The 18,184-nt window shown below is 53.4% G+C and carries 13 protein-coding genes; 8 read left to right on the top strand and 5 right to left on the bottom strand.

All coding sequences use genetic code 11. The annotated features are described in order from the left end of the window. Positions 1-19 precede the first annotated feature (19 nt). The 3 genes from CKV66_RS01060 (at position 20) to CKV66_RS01050 (ending at position 4,104) form a co-directional block, all read left to right on the top strand. Positions 20-1,447 carry a surface lipoprotein assembly modifier gene (locus tag CKV66_RS01060; RefSeq protein WP_085364273.1) on the top strand — a complete coding sequence of 476 codons (1,428 nt, stop codon included), beginning with the start codon at positions 20-22 and terminating at the stop codon, positions 1,445-1,447. Between the two features lie 240 nt (positions 1,448-1,687). Beyond that, entirely contained in the window at positions 1,688-3,160 is a 1,473-nt protein-coding gene (gene pyk / locus CKV66_RS01055; protein WP_085364272.1) for a pyruvate kinase, read from the top strand. A 143-nt stretch (positions 3,161-3,303) separates the two neighbouring features. Next, complete coding sequence (locus CKV66_RS01050) at positions 3,304-4,104, top strand: J domain-containing protein (RefSeq protein ID WP_085364271.1); 801 nt, start codon at positions 3,304-3,306, stop codon at positions 4,102-4,104. Between the two features lie 148 nt (positions 4,105-4,252). Here CKV66_RS01050 and CKV66_RS01045 read toward each other — a convergent pair whose 3' ends face one another. The 3 genes from CKV66_RS01045 to CKV66_RS01035 form a co-directional block, all read right to left on the bottom strand. Then, complete coding sequence (locus CKV66_RS01045; protein ID WP_157739134.1) at positions 4,253-5,224, bottom strand: TraB/GumN family protein; 972 nt, start codon at positions 5,222-5,224, stop codon at positions 4,253-4,255. 164 nt (positions 5,225-5,388) lie between these two features. Continuing rightward, positions 5,389-6,336: a DUF58 domain-containing protein gene (locus tag CKV66_RS01040; RefSeq protein WP_085364269.1), complete on the bottom strand. Its 948-nt coding sequence runs from the start codon at positions 6,334-6,336 to the stop codon at positions 5,389-5,391. Next, positions 6,320-7,231, bottom strand: a complete 912-nt coding sequence (locus tag CKV66_RS01035; protein ID WP_085364268.1) for an AAA family ATPase — start codon at positions 7,229-7,231, stop codon at positions 6,320-6,322. The genes CKV66_RS01040 and CKV66_RS01035 overlap by 17 nt, the downstream gene beginning before the upstream one ends. A 288-nt stretch (positions 7,232-7,519) precedes the next feature. On the opposite strand from CKV66_RS01035, the gene leuS reads away from it, so the two are divergent. The 4 genes from leuS (at position 7,520) to CKV66_RS01015 (ending at position 16,074) form a co-directional block, all read left to right on the top strand. Beyond that, a complete protein-coding gene (gene leuS / locus CKV66_RS01030) occupies positions 7,520-10,156 on the top strand; it encodes a leucine--tRNA ligase (protein WP_085364267.1) in 2,637 nt (878 codons plus the stop codon). Between the two features lie 134 nt (positions 10,157-10,290). Next, the gene (locus tag CKV66_RS01025; protein WP_095197810.1) at positions 10,291-12,936 is read left to right on the top strand and encodes a type VI secretion system Vgr family protein; all 2,646 of its coding nucleotides are present in this window, start codon (positions 10,291-10,293) and stop codon (positions 12,934-12,936) included. Then, positions 12,920-15,004 (top strand): phospholipase D-like domain-containing protein, encoded by a 2,085-nt coding sequence (locus tag CKV66_RS01020; protein WP_143773817.1) that lies wholly within the window; start codon positions 12,920-12,922, stop codon positions 15,002-15,004. Before CKV66_RS01025 ends, CKV66_RS01020 begins: the two co-directional genes overlap by 17 nt. A gap of 92 nt (positions 15,005-15,096) precedes the next feature. Beyond that, positions 15,097-16,074, top strand: coding sequence for a DUF6396 domain-containing protein (locus CKV66_RS01015; RefSeq protein WP_085364194.1), 978 nt, complete (start codon positions 15,097-15,099; stop codon positions 16,072-16,074). Between the two features lie 120 nt (positions 16,075-16,194). Here CKV66_RS01015 and ftsX read toward each other — a convergent pair whose 3' ends face one another. After that, a complete protein-coding gene (ftsX, locus tag CKV66_RS01010) occupies positions 16,195-17,109 on the bottom strand; it encodes a permease-like cell division protein FtsX (RefSeq protein ID WP_085364195.1) in 915 nt (304 codons plus the stop codon). Beyond that, the gene (gene ftsE / locus CKV66_RS01005; protein ID WP_085364196.1) at positions 17,106-17,759 is read right to left on the bottom strand and encodes a cell division ATP-binding protein FtsE; all 654 of its coding nucleotides are present in this window, start codon (positions 17,757-17,759) and stop codon (positions 17,106-17,108) included. Before ftsE ends, ftsX begins: the two co-directional genes overlap by 4 nt. Positions 17,760-17,770: 11 nt before the next feature. On the opposite strand from ftsE, the gene CKV66_RS12085 reads away from it, so the two are divergent. Further along, on the top strand, positions 17,771-18,184 hold the full coding sequence (locus CKV66_RS12085) for a hypothetical protein (protein WP_085364197.1): 414 nt from the start codon (positions 17,771-17,773) through the stop codon (positions 18,182-18,184).

The following is an 18,184-nucleotide window of genomic DNA, read 5'->3' as shown; positions in this document are numbered from 1 at the left end:
GAACATTTAGGTGCAGATTATGTTGAAAAAAACAGTTTGGCTGTGTTTGGTGGCGGTGAGTTGGCCTGCCTTGGCGCAAGACGACGATACCCAGCAGCGCTTGTGGCAGAACACCCGCCAGATGGACAGGGCGCAAGAGCGCGAAGTGTGGGAGAAAGATGCCGAAGCGCAGGCTGCGATGCGCGGAGAAGAAACCGCACCTCAAGACACCGGCGCCGCACTTTACGAAGCGGTGAACCATAGCGATTGGCCTGCCGCACGCCGCCTGCTTGCAGAATACGAACAACAAGCCGACCACGACCAAGACGTTGCCCTGCTGGCGCGTGCTTCGTTGGCGCGTGCCGACGGCAAATGGAAAGAATCCAAGCGGCACTACGAAACCTTGCTGGAACGCCAGCCCGACTTCACCCGCGGCCGCCTCGATTTGGCCAGACTGTTGTATGAAGGCCATCTGAACCGTGAAGCCCAATCGCAGTTTGTGCAGATTGCCCGGGCGCCGGATCTGCCCGAAAGTGTTCGCGAAAACATTGCCTCTTTTCAGACGGCCTTAAACCAACGCAATTCATGGCGAGGGTCGGTACAAATCGGCGGCGTATGGAACAGCAACATCAACCACAGCCCCGGCACAGGCAAAGAGTGGTGCCACCGGCTGAGCGACGAAGACGACGAATGCAGCAGCGTCTTGCAGGCCGACCCCGTTGAAAGCGGCGTGGGCGCAAGATACGAAAGCACCGCCGTGCGCCGTTGGCAAATCAGTGGGCATCACGGCGTAACAGCCCGCGGTATTGCCTACGGAACCGTTTACCGCAACCGCAAAGAGCGCGGCTCGCACACAGTCAATGTGAGCGCCGGCTACCAGTTTGAAAACCACCGCGACAGCTTTACTTTGGCGCCGGTGTTTGAGTGGAACAACAGCGGCGGCAAAACCGAGCAGCTCGGCTACGGTGTGCGCGGCGAGTGGGAAAGAAGCGGCAGCAACTGGCTGTGGAACACCGAGCTGGAATGGACGCGCCTGAATTATGTCGAGCGTTTCAACCATTTGGACGGCCACATGGTTACCGCCAACAATACGCTCACCTACCTCCCGCGCCACGACATCATGCTTTACGCCGGTTTAGATTACCAACGCCGCACGGCACAGAGCGATGTGTTTGCTTACCGCCAAACTTCCGCGCGGGTCGGCGCAGTGAAAATATTCCCGCAGGGCTTCAGTTCGGCCTTTAATGCCACCTTCCGCCGCCGCTCTCACGACGGATACGAAGCTTTCTTCCAAAACCGCCGCCGCGACAACGAGCAGATTTACACCCTCAGTCTCACCGCCGACCGCTGGAAAGTGGCGGGCTTGAAGCCGGTGCTGAATCTGAAGCACCGCAGAGTGAACGGCAATATCGGTTTGAACAGCTACAAGCAAAACGAAATCGGCTTGGCGCTGCAAAAAACCTTCTAAAACCGCTTTGGTGATATCGAGGCCGTCTGAAATAATCTTTCAGACGGCCTAAAGGCACGATTAAGCATTTAAGAATCAAAATAAAAATACGGCAGATTTCGCCGTGATGCTTACCAAAACAGCGCACGGAAAGTTTAGCCTGTATCATAAAAATCTGTAATTATCCAACAAGTTCGCAAGTTTCGGGTTAAAATTCCCTCCATTACGCCAAACAGTATCGAAATCAAAAGGATGTTTGCCATGAATGCTTCACAACGCGATTTAACCCGCATCCGCCATAATACTAAAATCGTGGCCACCCTCGGCCCGGGCAGCAACAATGTTGACCTGTTGAAAGATATGATTGCCATAGGCGGCTTGAATGTCGTCCGCTTCAATTTCAGCCACGGCACGCCCGAATTTCATCAAGAAAACGCCCGCATCGTCCGCGAAGCTGCCAAACTGGCCGGCCGCGAGGTGGCGATTATGGCCGACCTGCAAGGCCCGAAAATCCGTGTGGGCAAAATCGAAGGCGGCAGCATCAAGCTTGAAGCCGGTGAAAAACTGCTGCTCGATGCGGCTTTGGAAGGCGAGGGCAGCCGCGAACGCGTCGGCCTCGATTACCGCGACCTGCCCAAAGATGTGAAAGCCGGAGACATTTTATTGCTCGACGACGGCCTGCTCACTTTGATTGTGGACAGCGTCGGCGGCAGCGAAATCCTGACCACCGTTCAAAACAGCCATGTGTTGAAAAGCAATAAAGGCATCAACAAACAGGGCGGCGGCCTTTCTGCGGGCGCGCTCACCGAAAAAGATTTCCGCGATTTGAAAACCGCCGTCGCCATCGGCTGCGACTATTTGGCGGTCAGCTTTGTGAAGTCTGCCGAAGACATGCACACCGCCCGCCGTTTGGTCGAGCAGGAAATGCAGGGCAGCGACGCCGTGCGTCCCGGCTTGGTGGCGAAAATCGAACGGGTGGAAGCGATTACCCATCTTGATGAAATCATTTTGGCTTCAGACGGCATCATGGTTGCCCGCGGCGATTTGGCGGTAGAAGTCGGCAACGCCGCCGTGCCCGCCCTGCAAAAACGCATGATCCGCCGCGCCCGCGAGCTGCGCCGTTTCAGCATTACCGCCACGCAGATGATGGAAAGCATGATTACCAACCCCGTGCCGACCCGCGCCGAAGTGAGCGACGTGGCCAATGCCGTGCTGGACGGCACCGACGCGGTGATGTGCTCGGCAGAAACCGCCATCGGTGCGTATCCGTTTGAAACCGTGCGTCAGATGGCGCTGATTTGCGCCGCCGCCGAAGCCGAGCAGGATTCGCTCAACGGCGTGAGCGAAGAATACAGCGACGAGGCGGTGAGCACCAATTTGGCGATTGCCGGCGGCGCGGTTCACGTTGCCCGAGCCGTCAACGCGCGCGCCATTGTTACCCTCACCGAAAGCGGTTCGACCGCGTTTGAAATCAGCCGCCACAGCATCCAGCTGCCGATTTACGCGCTGACGCCGAGCATTTCCGCCCAGCGCCGCATGGCCATGTACCGCGGCGTCCGCCCCATGATTTTGGCGACCAGCACCGACCACGATACCGCTTTGGAGCAGGTGGAAAAAACGCTGGTCGAGCGCCAAGTGCTGGCTGCGGGCGACCAATACATCATCACCAGCGGCTCGCGTATGCGCGAAACCGGCTCGACCAATATGCTGCAAATTTTCACCGTGCGCGGGTAAACATTCACGCATTTGGGCTAAAGGCGTTACATCAAAGGCCGTCTGAAAAAGCGTTTCAGACGGCCTTTGGCTTATGGCAAAAGTTTCCATGCGCGAGCTTTGCTATATAATCCCTCTTTTTCAAACGGTTTCAGCAGGATACGATGTCGAAGCGCATACGCACCCATTACGACAATCTGAAAGTTTCACAGGATGCGCCGATAGAAGTAATCCGCGCAGCCTACCGCTCGCTGTGCAAAAAGTATCATCCCGACCAAAATCACGATAATCCCGATGCCGACCGCATCATGAGCCTGATCAACCGTTCCTACGCCATATTGTCCGACCCCGAACAGCGCCGCGCACACGATGAATGGATTGCCTCGCAACAGCACGGTGGTATGGCAGGCGAAGACAGAACGTTTGCCGCAGAAAGCGAAAGCGGGGCAGGGCAGCCGTTTAACATGAGGCCGTCTGAAACCGAAACGGAATATCCGCCGCAACACACATTCAAAAAACGCCGCTTGTGGCTGGGGCTGGTGTTTTTTCTGGCGGTGCTGGCAGGTTTGTTTTGGCTGGCCGATCAGCAGCGCCAAGCCGTATCGGATATGCCTGCCGTCCGCAGCGGCGATGCGGGTGCATCTTATCCCGAGTTTGCCCAATATTGGGAAGGCTATCCCGTGTTGGCCGAAAACGGCAACGGCATGGTGAAGATAGACAATGCCGATAACCGCTCGCCAGTGTTTGTGCAGATTTATCCGGCGGATAAAAAAACCGCCATCCGCACGCTGTATATCCCGCCCGCCGCCGACTTTACCGTGTTCAAACTGGCGGCAGGGGCTTACACGCTGCGCTACCGCCAGTTGCAGACCGACGATTGGGAGCAAGCCGAGTTTCAGGTTTCAGACGGCCCCGGCCAAGCGGAACATGTTTTGCTGAAACCCGCCCGCATCGTTACGCCTTGAGATTGGGCAACTTCCTTCATAGCGAATAAAAAACATGCCGCCGTTTCCAACATCAGGAAACGGCGGCATGTTGTGTTTTGGCGAAGCTCACAAAGTGTGCTTTAGCAAAACCTGCAAACTCGTTTTTCAGACGGCCTTAAAGTTAAGGTTAATGCCATGCTTTCAGCGCAGGTTCGGGCGTAACCGTATAGCCTTTGCGGCGCAGTTGCTCGATCAAACCTTCTTGGCTGGCAAGGTGGCCGATGCCCACGGCAATCAATGTTTTCTGAGTATCGACGTTTTTTTGGATTTCCGGCATCCATGCGCGGTTGCGGGTGGCGATCAGGTCTTGCTCCATCCACTTGCGCGCGGCGGTAACTTCTTCCGGCTTCATGCGCGGTTTCGAGAGGTTTTTGTCCATAAACGCCGGAATGTCTTTGAAGCGGTTTTGCGCATATAGACGGTGCAAAGTGCGGATGTCGGCGGTGTCTTGCGCGTGGTATTTCACCATGCTTTTCAGCATAGCCAACGCCAGATCGTTGGGAATGGAAGAAAAGTGGTGGAACACGTCTTGAACGTTTTCCAAGCTGCCGCGCGGTTTGCCTGCTTTCTTGGCTGCTTGCGAGAGCAGGATGTCCACGCCGTTTTCGGCGCTGTATCCTTTGGGATTGTATTCCATCATTAGCATCACGGCCGCCCACGGTTGCAGGTTTTCCAATACCGGCAAGAAAACCGACAGCTTGGCCGAGCGCTCGAAATGGCGTTTCAAGTTGGTAAATTCTTTTTCGCCCAAAGCGGTGCGCAATGAATTTGGCGAAATCATCTGCTGCCCCATATATGCGCCCATCTCTTCAACCGCTTTTTCATCGGGCAACATATCGACTTCGGTAACCAGTTTGTCTGTTTTGGCCAGCAAAGCCTTTGCCTGCTTGCTTAACGGTTTGTTTTTCAGGCCGAGATGCAGCGTGCCGAGCAGGTAAGAATCCGGCTGCCCCGGTTTGCTGACTTTCCAAACGTTGCTGGTCAGCTTGGGCGAGTGCCAGTTGAAAGACGGGGCAGGTTCCGCTTGTGCAAACGGCAAAGCCGCCAATAAGGCGCATGTGCCTGCCAATTTAACCAAGCGGGTTTTCAGATTCATCATATTCATACTCCAAAGCGGTTGTGATTGTTCGGTACAAAGTAAAGGGGCGACCATCGCGCCCAGTTTTCTTGCATCATTAGAACAGCTACAAACAAATCTGTTCCGCAAGCGCGGTTAGGCTTCGGTTGCAGAATATGTTTTTCAGACGGCCTTGAGAAACCTCGCTACCACAATCCCAACGCCGTCAGGCAGATTTCGCGCTGCCCTTTCTGCGGGGCAATCACCCGTTGCGGCAGCTCCAGCGAATATGTCTGCCCGCTGCGTTCGGCTTCCAAAACGCGGAAACACAGCAAGCCTGCCAAGCGGTCTTTGGAGGTGCCGGCGGGGTAATCCAGATACGAAATCACAGTATTGCGGACAGCTGTTTGCGGTTCTTCAAAACGCTTATCCAGCATTTGGCCGGTTTTTGCATAGGCTTTCCAAGCCACATGCTGCAACGACGCGCCTTCTTGATGAGGCTGCAAATAAGACAAATCGTCGCCGCCCTGAACAGGCGCTCGTTTGCGGTCGGTTTCGCCGCCGCGCTCACGGCCGTCGGGCAGATCGTGCGGAATCGGTGCGGGAAACACTACAGCATCGCTCGGCCAATGCCACACGCACTGCACCATGCTCATGCCGAACGGCGCTACCGCAGCCGTGCGCAGCGGCGGTACGCGCAAATAGCCCCGCATCAGCGCGGGAATCTGCCAGTGATACACGGAGAGGCCGTCTGAATTCACCTGCCACGGCTGCCAGAGTTTCGCCGCTGTTTGGTTGGGATTGAGGAAATCGTCTTCGCTGCACAGCCACAACCAACGGCGGCGCGAGTTTTGCCGAGCGGTTAATTCGAGCACCGCCGTATGTCCCGCAAACACCTCTTTCGGCATGTTGACATCTATCTGCACATCCAAAAGCTGGCGCAGATTCAGTAACACCGCCACCGCCAAAAAACCTGCCAGCCAGAAAGCGGCGGCATACGCCAGATTGACCTGATAATTCAGCCCCACCAGCCACAGCAGCAACACCGTTACCAACAGGCCGGCACCCAAACGGGTCGGGCGGCAATGCAGTGAAGCCAAATCGGGAGAACGCCCTGCCACGGCGGGCAGTTTGTGTTTACGCGACGGCCACATGATTGAGCAGATCCGCCAAAATCTGTGCGCTGGTCATGCCTTGCTGCACCGGCTGCAAACGGTGGTTGGCCACCGGCACCCATACCGCTTTGATGTCTTCCGGCAGCACATGCCCTCTGCCCTGCATAAACGCCCATGCTTTCGCCGCATTCACCACAGCCAAACCCGCGCGCGGGCTGAGTCCCAGCACAAACCGCCCCGGCTGGCGCGTAGCCTGCACCAAACGGTACACATAGTCTGCGGCAGCCTGTGCAAACTTCACCTGCGCCGCCTGTTGCTGCCATTGTTGCAGCGTCTGCGCATTGCACACCGCCTGCAAAGCGGGAAGCGCTTGACGGCGGTCGCCCTGAAAATAAAGCTGTTTTTCGGCATCGGCCACGGGATAACCCATGCTCAACCGCATCATAAAACGGTCGAGTTGTGATTCGGGCAGCGGAAACGTACCCAGCTGCTCGGTCGGGTTTTGTGTTGCCACCACGATAAACGGCTCGGGCAGCGAGTAGGTTTTACCGTCCACCGATACCTGATGCTCTTCCATCGCCTCCAACAGCGCAGATTGCAGCTTGGGCGAAGCACGGTTGATTTCGTCGGCCAATAAAAAAGAATGGAATACGGGGCCGGGGTGAAACTCGAAGCGGCCTTCGTTCGGGCGGAACACATTCACCCCGAGCAAATCCGAAGGCAGCATATCGTTGGTGAACTGCACGCGGCGGTAGTCCAGCCCCAACACCGCCGCCAAGCCGTGCGCCAATGTGGTTTTACCCACGCCGGGCACATCCTCCAGCAGCACGTGCCCGCCTGCGAGTATGGCGGCCATCAATTGTTTTAAAACGGTTTCTTTCCCCAGAATCAGCGAGTTAAGCTGGTGTAATGCGTGTTGGATGTGATTATTCATTGTGTTTTTTGTGTTTTGTAGAAGTGTGGTTACGGAAGTTTTTAAGCGGTGGGCATTTTAGCATGGGAAGCCGCCAAATCTGCCGGATGGTTACGCCCGGTATTGTCAGGTGTGGCGAAAATGTGCAAGTGCCGTTGAGGCCGTCTGAAAAAAGATGGGGCGTGCCGTGATTGGCTTTCGGTTTCAGACGGCCTCTCTACATTTCCCCAAAAGCCTTGCATTAAACTGCTATAATTCCGCCTTATCTTTACGTTTTTCTGATTAAAAGCATTTCAAAAGCACAATACCATGCAAGAACAATACCAACCGTCTGCCGTCGAGCCGGCAGCACAAGCCAAATGGGATGAAGCCCGTTTGTTTAACGTGGCCGAAGACGCGTCCAAACCCAAATACTACTGCCTCTCCATGTTCCCCTATCCCAGCGGCAAGCTGCACATGGGGCATGTACGCAACTACACCATCGGCGACGTATTGAGCCGCTACAAACTGCTCAACGGCTTCAACGTGCTGCAACCGATGGGCTGGGACGCTTTCGGCATGCCCGCCGAAAACGCCGCCATCGACCGCCAAGTCGCCCCTGCCAAATGGACTTACGAAAATATTGCCTACATGCGCAAACAGCTGAAAAGCTTGGGTTTTGCGTTTGACTGGGAACGCGAGCTGGCCACCTGCACCCCCGAATATTACCGCTGGGAGCAGCTTCTGTTTACCAAGCTGTTTGAAAAAGGCGTGATTTACCGCAAAAACGGCACGGTAAACTGGGATCCGGTCGACCAAACCGTATTGGCCAACGAGCAAGTGATCGACGGGCGCGGCTGGCGTTCGGGCGCGTTAATCGAAAAACGCGAAATCCCCATGTATTACTTCAAAATCACCGATTACGCCGAGCAGCTTTTGAGTGATTTGGACGGCCTCAACTGGCCGGAGCAAGTCAAAACCATGCAGCGCAACTGGATCGGCAAATCGCGCGGCGTACAAGTGCGTTTTGCGTTAGACGAAGACAGCAAACAAGGCTTGGAAGGCGATTATGCCGAATATCTTCAAGTCTACACTACCCGCCCCGACACCTTGCTGGGCGTAACCTACGTTGCCGTGGCCGCCGAGCATCCGCTGGCTACCGCCGCCGCAGCCGACAAGCCCGAACTGCAAGCGTTTATCTCCGAATGCAAATCAGGCAGCGTGGCCGAGGCCGATATGGCGACGATGGAAAAAAAAGGCGTGCCGACCGGCCGCTATGTGATTAATCCGCTCAACGGCGACAAGCTGGAAGTGTGGATTGCCAACTATGTATTGTGGGGCTATGGCGACGGTGCGGTAATGGCCGTGCCCGGCCACGACGAGCGAGATTTCGAGTTCGCCAACAAATACCGGCTGCCTATTAAACAAGTTGTCGAATCCACTTTGGAACAACCTGCCTACAACCCGACCGAATGGCAGGATTGGTACGGCGACAAAGAAAACACCCGCCTGATCAACAGCGGCGAATTCGACGGCATGGACTTTCAGACGGCCTTTGATGCCATTTCCGCCAAACTGCAATCCCTAAACGCCGGCGCACCGAAAACCCAATACCGCCTGCGCGACTGGGGCATTTCGCGCCAACGCTACTGGGGCTGCCCGATTCCGATTATCCATTGCGAAAGCTGCGGCGACGTACCCGTACCGGTCGACCAGTTGCCCGTGGTGCTGCCCGAAGATGTCGTACCCGACGGCAGCGGTTCGCCTTTGGCCAAAATGCCCGAATTCTACGAAACCACCTGCCCGCACTGCGGCGGCCCGGCCAAACGCGAAACCGATACCATGGATACCTTTATGGAATCGAGCTGGTATCAATTCCGCTATATGTCGCCCAAGTTTTCAGACGGCATGGTTGCGCCCGAAGCCGCCCGATACTGGCAGCAGGCCGACCAATACATCGGCGGTATCGAACACGCCATCCTGCACCTCTTATACGCCCGCTTCTTCACCAAACTGATGAACGAAGAAAGCATCGTGCCGGTAAAAGAACCCTTCGCCAGCCTGCTCACGCAAGGCATGGTGCTGCAAGCTACCTACTACCGCGAAACCGAAGGCGGCAAAAAACAATGGTTCAACCCCGCCGAAGTAGAAGTGCAAACCGACGACAAAGGCCGCCCCGTCTCCGCCGTATTGCGTTCAGACGGCCTGCCCGTTGTGATCGGCGGCGTGGAAAAAATGTCGAAATCGAAAAACAACGGCGTCGACCCGCAAGAGTTGATCGAAGCCTACGGTGCCGACACCGCCCGCCTGTTTATGATGTTCGCCTCGCCGCCCGAACAATCGCTCGAATGGAGCGATGCCGGCGTAGAAGGCGCACACCGCTTCCTGCGCCGCCTGTGGCGCACCGTGTTTGAATACATCAACCGGGGCGGCACAGTCAACGCCTTTTCAGACGGCCACGACAGCCTAAGCAAAGAGCTGAAAGACCTGCGCCACAAACTGCACGCCACCATCGCCAAAGTCAGCGACGACTACGGCCGCCGCCTGCAATTCAACACCGCCATCGCCGCCGTGATGGAATTGCTCAACCAATACGACAAAACCGATTGCTCGTCCGAACAAGGACGTGCCGTGGCGCAAGAAGTGTTGGAAGCCGTTGTCCGCCTGCTGTGGCCGATTGTGCCGCACATCTGCGAAGCCTTGTGGAGCGAGTTACGCAACGATACCCCGCTGTGGCAAGCCGCTTGGCCGCAAGCCGATGCCGCCGCCTTGGTGAAATCCGAAATAGAAATCATGGTGCAGGTAAACGGCAAACTGCGCGGCAAAGTAACCGTACCCGCCGATGCCGACAAAGCCGCCGTCGAAGCCGCCGCCATCGCCACCGAAGGCGCAATGAAATTCATGGAAGGCAAAGAGCCGAAGAAAATCATCGTCGTCCCCGGCCGTTTGGTGAATATTGTGGTGTGAGGTTGATTGTCTCAAAAAGGCCGTCTGAAATAAGCCGTTTGGCTTTTCAGACGGCCTTTTATTTCAATTATATATCATATAAATATCCGTATGGTTTAAAATCGCGCTTATTTGTTTTCAGCAGATTTTGAATCATGCAAACTCAATCCTACCACCTCAGCTTCTCCCGCTTCAGCCCCTCCCTCTCCGTCGTCTCCTTCACCGCCACCGAAGCACTCAACACAGCCTACCGTCTCGACATCGAACTCACCTCAGTCGATGCCGACCTGCCGCTGTCGTCGTATATTAATCAAGCGGCCAAGTTTACGGTGACGCCGGTAAGCTCTGATGTGTTGGGGTTGATTGAGGGAATGATCGCCCCCCAAGCGCTGAAGGAATGGAGCGGCATCATCACTTCGTGCGAGAAGCTGTCGGTATCGGCGGACGAGACCCGTTACCGCATGGTATTGGAACCCCGCATCGCCGCATTGAAGCACCACCGCACTTCGCGTCTGTTTCAAAACCAAAACGTGCCCGACATTATTTCGTCGCTGTTGAAACACCACGGCTTCTCCGGCGTCGATTTCCGTTTCAATACCTCACGCGAATACGGTGTACGCGAGTATGTGACCCAGTATCAGGAATCCGACTTTGCCTTTCTCAACCGGCTGTGCGAAGAAGAAGGGATTTGGTATGCCTTCGAGCAGAATGCCCAATATGGCGATGTGGCGGTATTCGGTGACGATGCCGCCCATTATTTTCGCAGCCACACTTCCCCCTATCCCTACCGCCCCCACGGCGGGTTGGAGAGCGTTGGCGAGGAAGCGGTGTTTGCCTTACAGGTGAAGCACAATCCCATTCTCGAATCCATCCGCGTCGGCGACTACAACTACCGCGATGCCGATACCGACTTATCGTCCGCAGTAACGGCGAAGGGTACGGAAACCGACAGCAGCGTCTTACTCGGCAGCGACAGCCATTGGGGTTTGCATCAAAAAACACCCGAAGAAGCCCAACTTCAGACGGCCTTACTGCAACAGCTCGACCACAGCCGCCGTATCGTCGCTTCCGGCAGCGGCAACATCACCGCGCTTCGCCCCGGTCTGGTGTTTCAGACGGCCCCGAGCTTCAGCGAAGCACCCAACGGCTGGTTGGCGGTATCGCTCACCCACAGCGGCAGCCGCGACCAAGCATACAGCCATACTTTCACCGCCATTCCCGCCGACAGCATCTTCCGCCCCGAACGCATCACCCCGTTGCCGAAGATCCAAGGCAGCCTTCCCGCCAGAGTCACCAGCCCCGGCAACTACACCTACGCCTATATCGACAATATGGGCCGTTACCGCGTCAAACTGCCGTTCGACCTTGATGAATGGAGTCCGGGCGGAGAAAGCCGTCCCATCCGCTTAGCCAAGCCCTATGCCGGCCCCGACTACGGCCAACACTTCCCGCTGCACGAAGGCACCGAAGTAATGCTGTCGTTCGTACAGGGCAATCCCGACAGGCCCTACATCAGCGGAGTGATGCACGACAGTTCCCACCCCGACCACGTGCCTGCCGATTGGAACACCCGTAACGTCATCCGCACTTGGGCGAATAATAAGCTGCGCATGGAAGACAAACAGGGGCAGGAACACATCAAACTGGCGACCGAATACGGCAAAACCCAACTCAACCTCGGCCATATCGTCGACGGCCAAAGACAGAAACGCGGCGACAACGGCGAAGGCTTCGAGCTGCGTACCGATAGTTGGGGCTCATTACGGGCGGGGAAAGGTTTGTTTATCAGTGCCGATGCCCAAAATCAGGCGGCAGGACAGGTATTGGATATGGATGCCGCCATCGCCCAAATGGAACAGGCACTCAGTTTGGCTAAAAGCCTTAACAAAGCCGCCCATACCGCCAAAAACGAAGCCACCGAAGCCGAAGAACAGGCAGGCCGTCTGAACGACAGCCTCAAACAGCTGCAACGCTCCGGCATCATCCAATCCGCCCCCGACGGCATCGCCACCGCCACCCCGCAAAGCCAACTGCATACCGCCGGCCAACACATCCACCACATCAGCGGCGGCGACACCGACATCAGCGCCGGCAGCAACTTCACCGCCCATGCGGTCGGAAGCGTCAACCTGTTTGCCCAGAGCAACGGGGCGAAGTTACAGGCCAATCAGGGCAAGGTGGAGATACAGGCACAGAACGACGAGATGCAGATCAACGCCCTCAAAGACGCCACCATTACCAGCAGCGCCGGTAAAGTGACCGTGGCGGCCAAAGACGAAATCCTGCTCACCAGCGGTGGGGCGTATATCAAGATTAAGGATGGCAACATTGAGCTGGGCTGTCCGAAGATGGTGTGGGTGAAGTGTGCGGGGTTTCAGGTGATGGGGCCGGCCACTATGAATTACACTCATCCCGAGTGGCCGAAAACGATTCCGACTCGAACATTAGCTTTAAATATTGCGCGCTCAGCCCATGGTAAACAAGCATTTGAAGGTATGCCTTTTAAATTGTACGCAGATGGAAGAGAGATAAAACGAGGAGTAATCGATAAAAGTGGAAATATTGCTATAGAACATCAAATACCTACCCAGCAATACAAACTGGAGCTGGCTAACGGGGAAATCTATAAAATGTCGCTTATCGATGAATATCAGGAAAACACTAAAAAATCAAAACTAATCAATCAAGGGTTTTATTTTCCTAAAGGAATGGATACCGCCAGTGCAGCAGAAGCTGCCCAGCATTATGCTGACTTAGTTGCCGGAAAGTTAAAGGGAAAGAATAATGGCACAAGTGATTAAATTACCGATTCAACAATGCTCTATGATGAATGCTAAAGTGAACGGCATTTGGTTCGTAGAAAAAGAGCTAACTCAAGCAGAGAATAAATTCTCAGTAAGGAGCAATGGCTCTGCTGATGATGATATGTATTATCAAGTAAATAATAGAGAAGCCTTGATTTTCCCTTTGATCAATGGAGAGCGTGCATTTGGTGCTTTATATGACGCACTTGTAGCCGCAAAACTTAGTGTCGAAATAGTCTGTTGGGGTTTTCAACCTTCTTTATTTTTAAAAAGAGGAAATGCAAATCCTGCTTTTTCCGAAATCTTGCAAGAAAACTATTCTTTTCGGTTGGGGGAGTTACTGGCTCAAAAAGCAAGAGAGAATGTTAGAGTTAAAATATTATGCTTTTCTTTGCCATTGGGCATACAAAATCTAGCAGGTGATGATCTGGTAAATATGCCGGGTTATTTAACCTCATACGCTCCCAAGATAGTTAGCACGCGAATAAACAAAGAAGAAAGCTTGGCTGATGTCGATGTTGAATGGTGGGAAAAATACGCCAACAGCAAGGTTGAAAATTTAGAATTTGAAACGCATGCGGCAGATCCATACCAAGATAGTGAATATATAGATGCCACAGTTACCAAAGATGCGATTGGTATAACGCAAAGAATGGTTTACTTTTTTACTGCCAGTAATCATCAAAAAACAGTATTGATTGACTTTGATAGCAATGATGAAGATATTATTCCAACTGGTTTTGTGCTCGGTCATAACTATCTAGACAGTTATTGGGATAACGACGAACATCTATACAACGGCGATGCCATCTCAAACAATATTGAAGCAGCCGGCCGAGGTAAAAATGTTGCCACTCCTTTACAAGATATTTCTTGCAAAGTTTACGGCGCGCCGTTGATATTGATTAAAAAGAATTTCGACCAGTTATGGAAAGTTATCAGACCTGATGCGGAGATATCATCCGATATCGGAGACGAAAAAGCAGCAAAGCTGATTGAACCCCTGCAAAAATGTAAAATTCCTATGCAGTTGCCCGTGCCCGGCGGACAAGTAAAAGGCCATCATCTTTACGCACAAATACTGCGCACTTACCGCAGAGAGGAAATCAAAGACATTGCACGGATGTATATTAAAAACATTCGTCATGCAACCAAATTTATCTATACCGAAAACCAATATTTCCGCTTTCCACCTTTGGTGGAAGCCTTAAAAGAACAACTGAAATACCGCTCTGAGCAATGGCCGCAGGAAACCGAGGGTAATTTCCTTTATTGGTTTGCCCTAACCAATTCCAGCGATACCGGCATAGGCTCGGGAACCAAAAATACCGACCGTATGTTTGAAGCCTTGGGCAAACGGCACCAAATGCCGGAAGTTGCTCGTGATCGCGGCTGGCAGCCTGATTTTAAGGAAGACGACCTTCAAAAAGCCAAAGAGCTTTCAGAAGAGCAAAAAGCATTAGAGTTGCGAGAAAAAAGACACAAAGCGAGAAATCCCAAATTAATGAACAAATCGGCACAGGCTGAATATAATCGTGAAGGCCAAGCCATTCAGGAAAAAAAAGCAGAATTGGATGCACGTTATAAAGAATTGTATGCACATTATAACGTTGGCGAGGAATTTGCAAACGAATTCCGTCTCAAAAGCATCATCTGCACCTTGGTAGCCGCTGATACCTCCCGCACCTATTCGGAAAATGCTGCTACTCCTGCTTTACCGTGGCAAGAAACTTATATTCATTCCAAATGTAGCATCATCGACGACACCATGGCGGTTCTAGGCTCGGCCAACCTCAACACCCGCAGTATGGAAGTGGATACTGAAATTGCGATTCTAACTGAATGTATTGAATATGCTACGGATTTACGGCAACAGCTTTGGAAAATACATTTATGTGACAACCCTGAGGCGCAATATATCCAAGGATTTGATTTGGAAGACATATTTGAAAAATGGAAAAACATTACAGCTTATAACAATCGTAATGAAGCTTCTGGTCATAGCCCACAAAGCCGTATTCGAGAATTTTTCAGGGCTAATACCAAGGTTAGCAGTTTAGACTAGGAGAAATAATGAAAACCAAACTGTTTTTCACTCTCATATTATCCACACTTTTTCAGACGGCATTACCTGCTTTTGCCAAGGAGACCCCTAAAATGAACCCTTTAAAGGAACTGGATGATTTCCAATGCCGTTATGCCGACGAACATACCCACGGTAACAAGGAAAACGAACTACTTTACAACTATGCTTACTGGCACGAACTCCACGGACGCTGGCCCGGGAAAAATATCGAGTTCCTTAACGACAATCTGCGCTACTTCCGCATTGCCGCCGCCAACGGCGACACCATTGCCAATCTGAAACTGCAAAGCTATCTGCGTTCCGGCAAACTTTCCAAGAAAGCCGCTCCCGATGTGTTGAACGAAGTGCTGGATTTGAACGATAAACTACTGGCACAAAACGTACCTGCCGCCTATTACCGTAAATCCCGTTATATTCGGATGGGGATGTATCGAGGCAGCAGCCAAGATGCTGATGCTTATCTGCGTAAAGCCGCCGACTTGGGAGATAAAGATGCACAATATGATATCGGGCAAAGGGTAGAAGACCGCAGGGATTTGCCGGCACAAGTCAGATTGCCTTATCTGAAAAAATTTTGGGGTTGTGCGGCTATGCAAGGACACTCCGAAGCAGGACATGCCCTAAGAGCTTGGCTGTATAACATTGACAAAAAGCAATTGAAAGATAATATCAAACAAATACATAATTCAGCCAAAGGAGGTGGAAGTACCATTACACTAGTTTTAGAACTCGGTTTTATTACCACAGATATGACTAATAGAAGCTATTACATAGGCTTAAATCAAGTAGATAAAGAACGTTCCGAAAGATACCGCCTCATCCGCAAACAAGTTGCTAAATACTCCCACCTTAACCCTCAGGTTCCCGATTTGGATAAAATCGTACCACTACCTCCGGCCAAGCTACCCGCATGGGACGGTAAAATCGAATTCGTCCGCTGGTATGAAGGCCCCGCTCCCGCTAAACCTTCCGAAGAATTGATGCGGCGGTTGGCGGCCAAGCATCATCTCGACCCCGATACCGGCCTGTCTTTGGACAAACGGCGTTAAGTAGTTTACTGTTGAGACTAGTCTACTTCAGTATCATAAACAAACTATAATAGCTGAGGCCGTCTGAAAAGTTATTTTTCAGACGGCCTTTCCGTTTCATTCAAAATCACTTAAGCATTTTTACTTCTTCGCTTTAAATCCCAATAAATGCTGCTGGGTGGCGAGCCATGCGCCGGCGACGCCTAGGGCTGAGACGACTGCGATGATGAGGAGGATTTCCCATGCGTAGAAATAGCGCCAGTCGATGTGCAGGCCGTAGGGTTTGAAGATGCGGTTGATCAGCGGCTGTGAGGCGTTGACGAACCAGGCGCACAGGGCGAGGCTGACGCCGACGGCTAAGATGCCTTGCCATACGGCTTGGTAGAGGAACGGGCGGCGGATAAATGATGCGGGTGCGCCGAGCAGTTTGGTGATTTCGATTTCTTCTTTGCGGCTCAGAATCTGCAGGCGGATGGTGTTGTGTGCGACCAAGACGAAGGCGACGCTGAGGGTTATGGCGAGGAACCAGAAGATTTTGTGTAGGAAGTCGTTGATTTGGTAGAGGGTTTGCATCCATTCGGTGTCGAGGGTGGCGCTTTCTACCATGGGCAGTTGGTCTAAATCTTGTTTGAGGGCTTCCATTTCCGCGGGCGGTGTGGCGGGGTCGGGGGTAACGATGAATACGTCGGGCAGGGGGTTTTCATCGAGCATGGAAACGAGGTCTTGCCCGCCCATGCTGGTTTGGAGTTCTTCGAGGCCTTTTTGTTTGCCGACGAATTTGCTCTTGGTGATGCGTGTGTCTTTGGCCAGCAGGGATTTGACGGCTTCGGTATCGACTTGGTCGGCGTTAAGTTCCATGTATAGGGTAATTTGGGGCGACTCGTTGAGTTTGCCCAAGACGGCTTGCGAGCTTTGTACGCCGAGGTAGAGGGTGAGCGGGAGTGTCATGGCGATGGCGAGCATGACGAGGATCAGCAGGGTGCCGACGGGCTGCTTCCAAAGTTGTTTGACGGCGTTGACGGCGGATTCGAGGTGTAGGGATAGGTAGTGATTCATGATGCAAACCTGCCTTCCTGCAAGCGTAAGATGCGGTGGCCGTAGTCTGCCATCAGGGTTTCGTCGTGGGCGGCCACAATCACGGTGGTGCCTGCTTCGTGGAAGGTTTTGAAGAGTTCCATAATGTCGAGGGCGTAGGCGCGGTCGAGGTTGGCGGAGGGTTCGTCGGCAATCAGGAGGCTGGGTTGGTGGACAACGGCGCGGGCGATGCACAGGCGTTGTTGTTCGCCGCCGGACAGGGTGATGGGGTCGGAGAGTTCGCGTCCGCCCAGGCCGACTTTTTCGATGGCGACACGGGCGCGTTTTTCGGCTTGTTTGGCGTCGTAGCCGATGATGCGCAGGGGCAGCAATACGTTTTGTAAGACATTGCGGTCAAACAGGATTTTGTGGTCTTGGAAGACGATGCCGATGTGCTGGCGCATGAAGCCGATTTGGTTGTCGTTGAGGCTGCCGATGTCTTGGTTGTTCATCCATACTTTGCCTTTGGTGGGCTTGGTGATGCCGGAAATCAGCTTGAGTACGGTGGATTTGCCGGCGCCGGAATGCCCGGCCACGAAAATCATTTCGCCTTTGTCGATTTTGAAGCTGACGTTTTTCAGGGCTTGAAAACCGCCGGGGTAGATTTTGGAAACTTGCTCGAAACGGATCATAGGTTTTCTCGTTGAAGTTGCTGTTCAGACGGCACAGGCCGTCTGAAAAAGAAGGGCGGAAGTCTCAGGCTGCGATTATACCGAATAATGCGCCGTGCTTCAGCCGCGCTCAGGCAGACGGAATATTTTTATTGTGGAGCGGCGTGGCGGGGGCGTTTGTTGTTTTCTGTATGCAGTTTGGGCGGGTGCGGTTTGTTTGCGGCGGGTGGGACGGATGCGTGCGTGTGTTGGCGGCGTGGCGGGGCTTGCGGGAGAAAGTTGCTTGGCGGAGGTGTGCGGTTAAGCCGGAAACCGGCCGGTTTGGGCGCTTGGAATGGGGCGGGGTTTGGGCTTGTGTCTGTCGTTTGTTTATGCCTCCCTATATAATGCACACTTATTTTTCAGACGGCCTTGTCAGCCGAGGCCGTCTGAAAGCTGATTTTTGA

This window comes from Neisseria zoodegmatis (assembly GCF_900187305.1).
In the GTDB taxonomy this organism is placed as follows: domain Bacteria; phylum Pseudomonadota; class Gammaproteobacteria; order Burkholderiales; family Neisseriaceae; genus Neisseria; species Neisseria zoodegmatis.
This window is presented reverse-complemented; position numbering and strand designations above follow the sequence as displayed.

Bases quoted from the DNA above. Each gene is read 5' to 3' on its own strand.
- CKV66_RS01025 (WP_095197810.1), top strand. From the start codon at position 10,291: ATGCAAACTCAATCCTACCACCTCAGCTTCTCCCGCTTCAGCCCCTCC.
- CKV66_RS01060 (WP_085364273.1), top strand. From the start codon at position 20: ATGTTGAAAAAAACAGTTTGGCTGTGTTTGGTGGCGGTGAGTTGGCCT.
- CKV66_RS01035 (WP_085364268.1), bottom strand. From the start codon at position 7,231: ATGAATAATCACATCCAACACGCATTACACCAGCTTAACTCGCTGATT.
- CKV66_RS01040 (WP_085364269.1), bottom strand. From the start codon at position 6,336: ATGTGGCCGTCGCGTAAACACAAACTGCCCGCCGTGGCAGGGCGTTCT.
- CKV66_RS01050 (WP_085364271.1), top strand. From the start codon at position 3,304: ATGTCGAAGCGCATACGCACCCATTACGACAATCTGAAAGTTTCACAG.
- CKV66_RS01045 (WP_157739134.1), bottom strand. From the start codon at position 5,224: ATGATGAATCTGAAAACCCGCTTGGTTAAATTGGCAGGCACATGCGCC.
- ftsX (WP_085364195.1), bottom strand. From the start codon at position 17,109: ATGAATCACTACCTATCCCTACACCTCGAATCCGCCGTCAACGCCGTC.
- CKV66_RS01020 (WP_143773817.1), top strand. From the start codon at position 12,920: ATGGCACAAGTGATTAAATTACCGATTCAACAATGCTCTATGATGAAT.
- pyk (WP_085364272.1), top strand. From the start codon at position 1,688: ATGAATGCTTCACAACGCGATTTAACCCGCATCCGCCATAATACTAAA.
- CKV66_RS01015 (WP_085364194.1), top strand. From the start codon at position 15,097: ATGAACCCTTTAAAGGAACTGGATGATTTCCAATGCCGTTATGCCGAC.
- leuS (WP_085364267.1), top strand. From the start codon at position 7,520: ATGCAAGAACAATACCAACCGTCTGCCGTCGAGCCGGCAGCACAAGCC.
- ftsE (WP_085364196.1), bottom strand. From the start codon at position 17,759: ATGATCCGTTTCGAGCAAGTTTCCAAAATCTACCCCGGCGGTTTTCAA.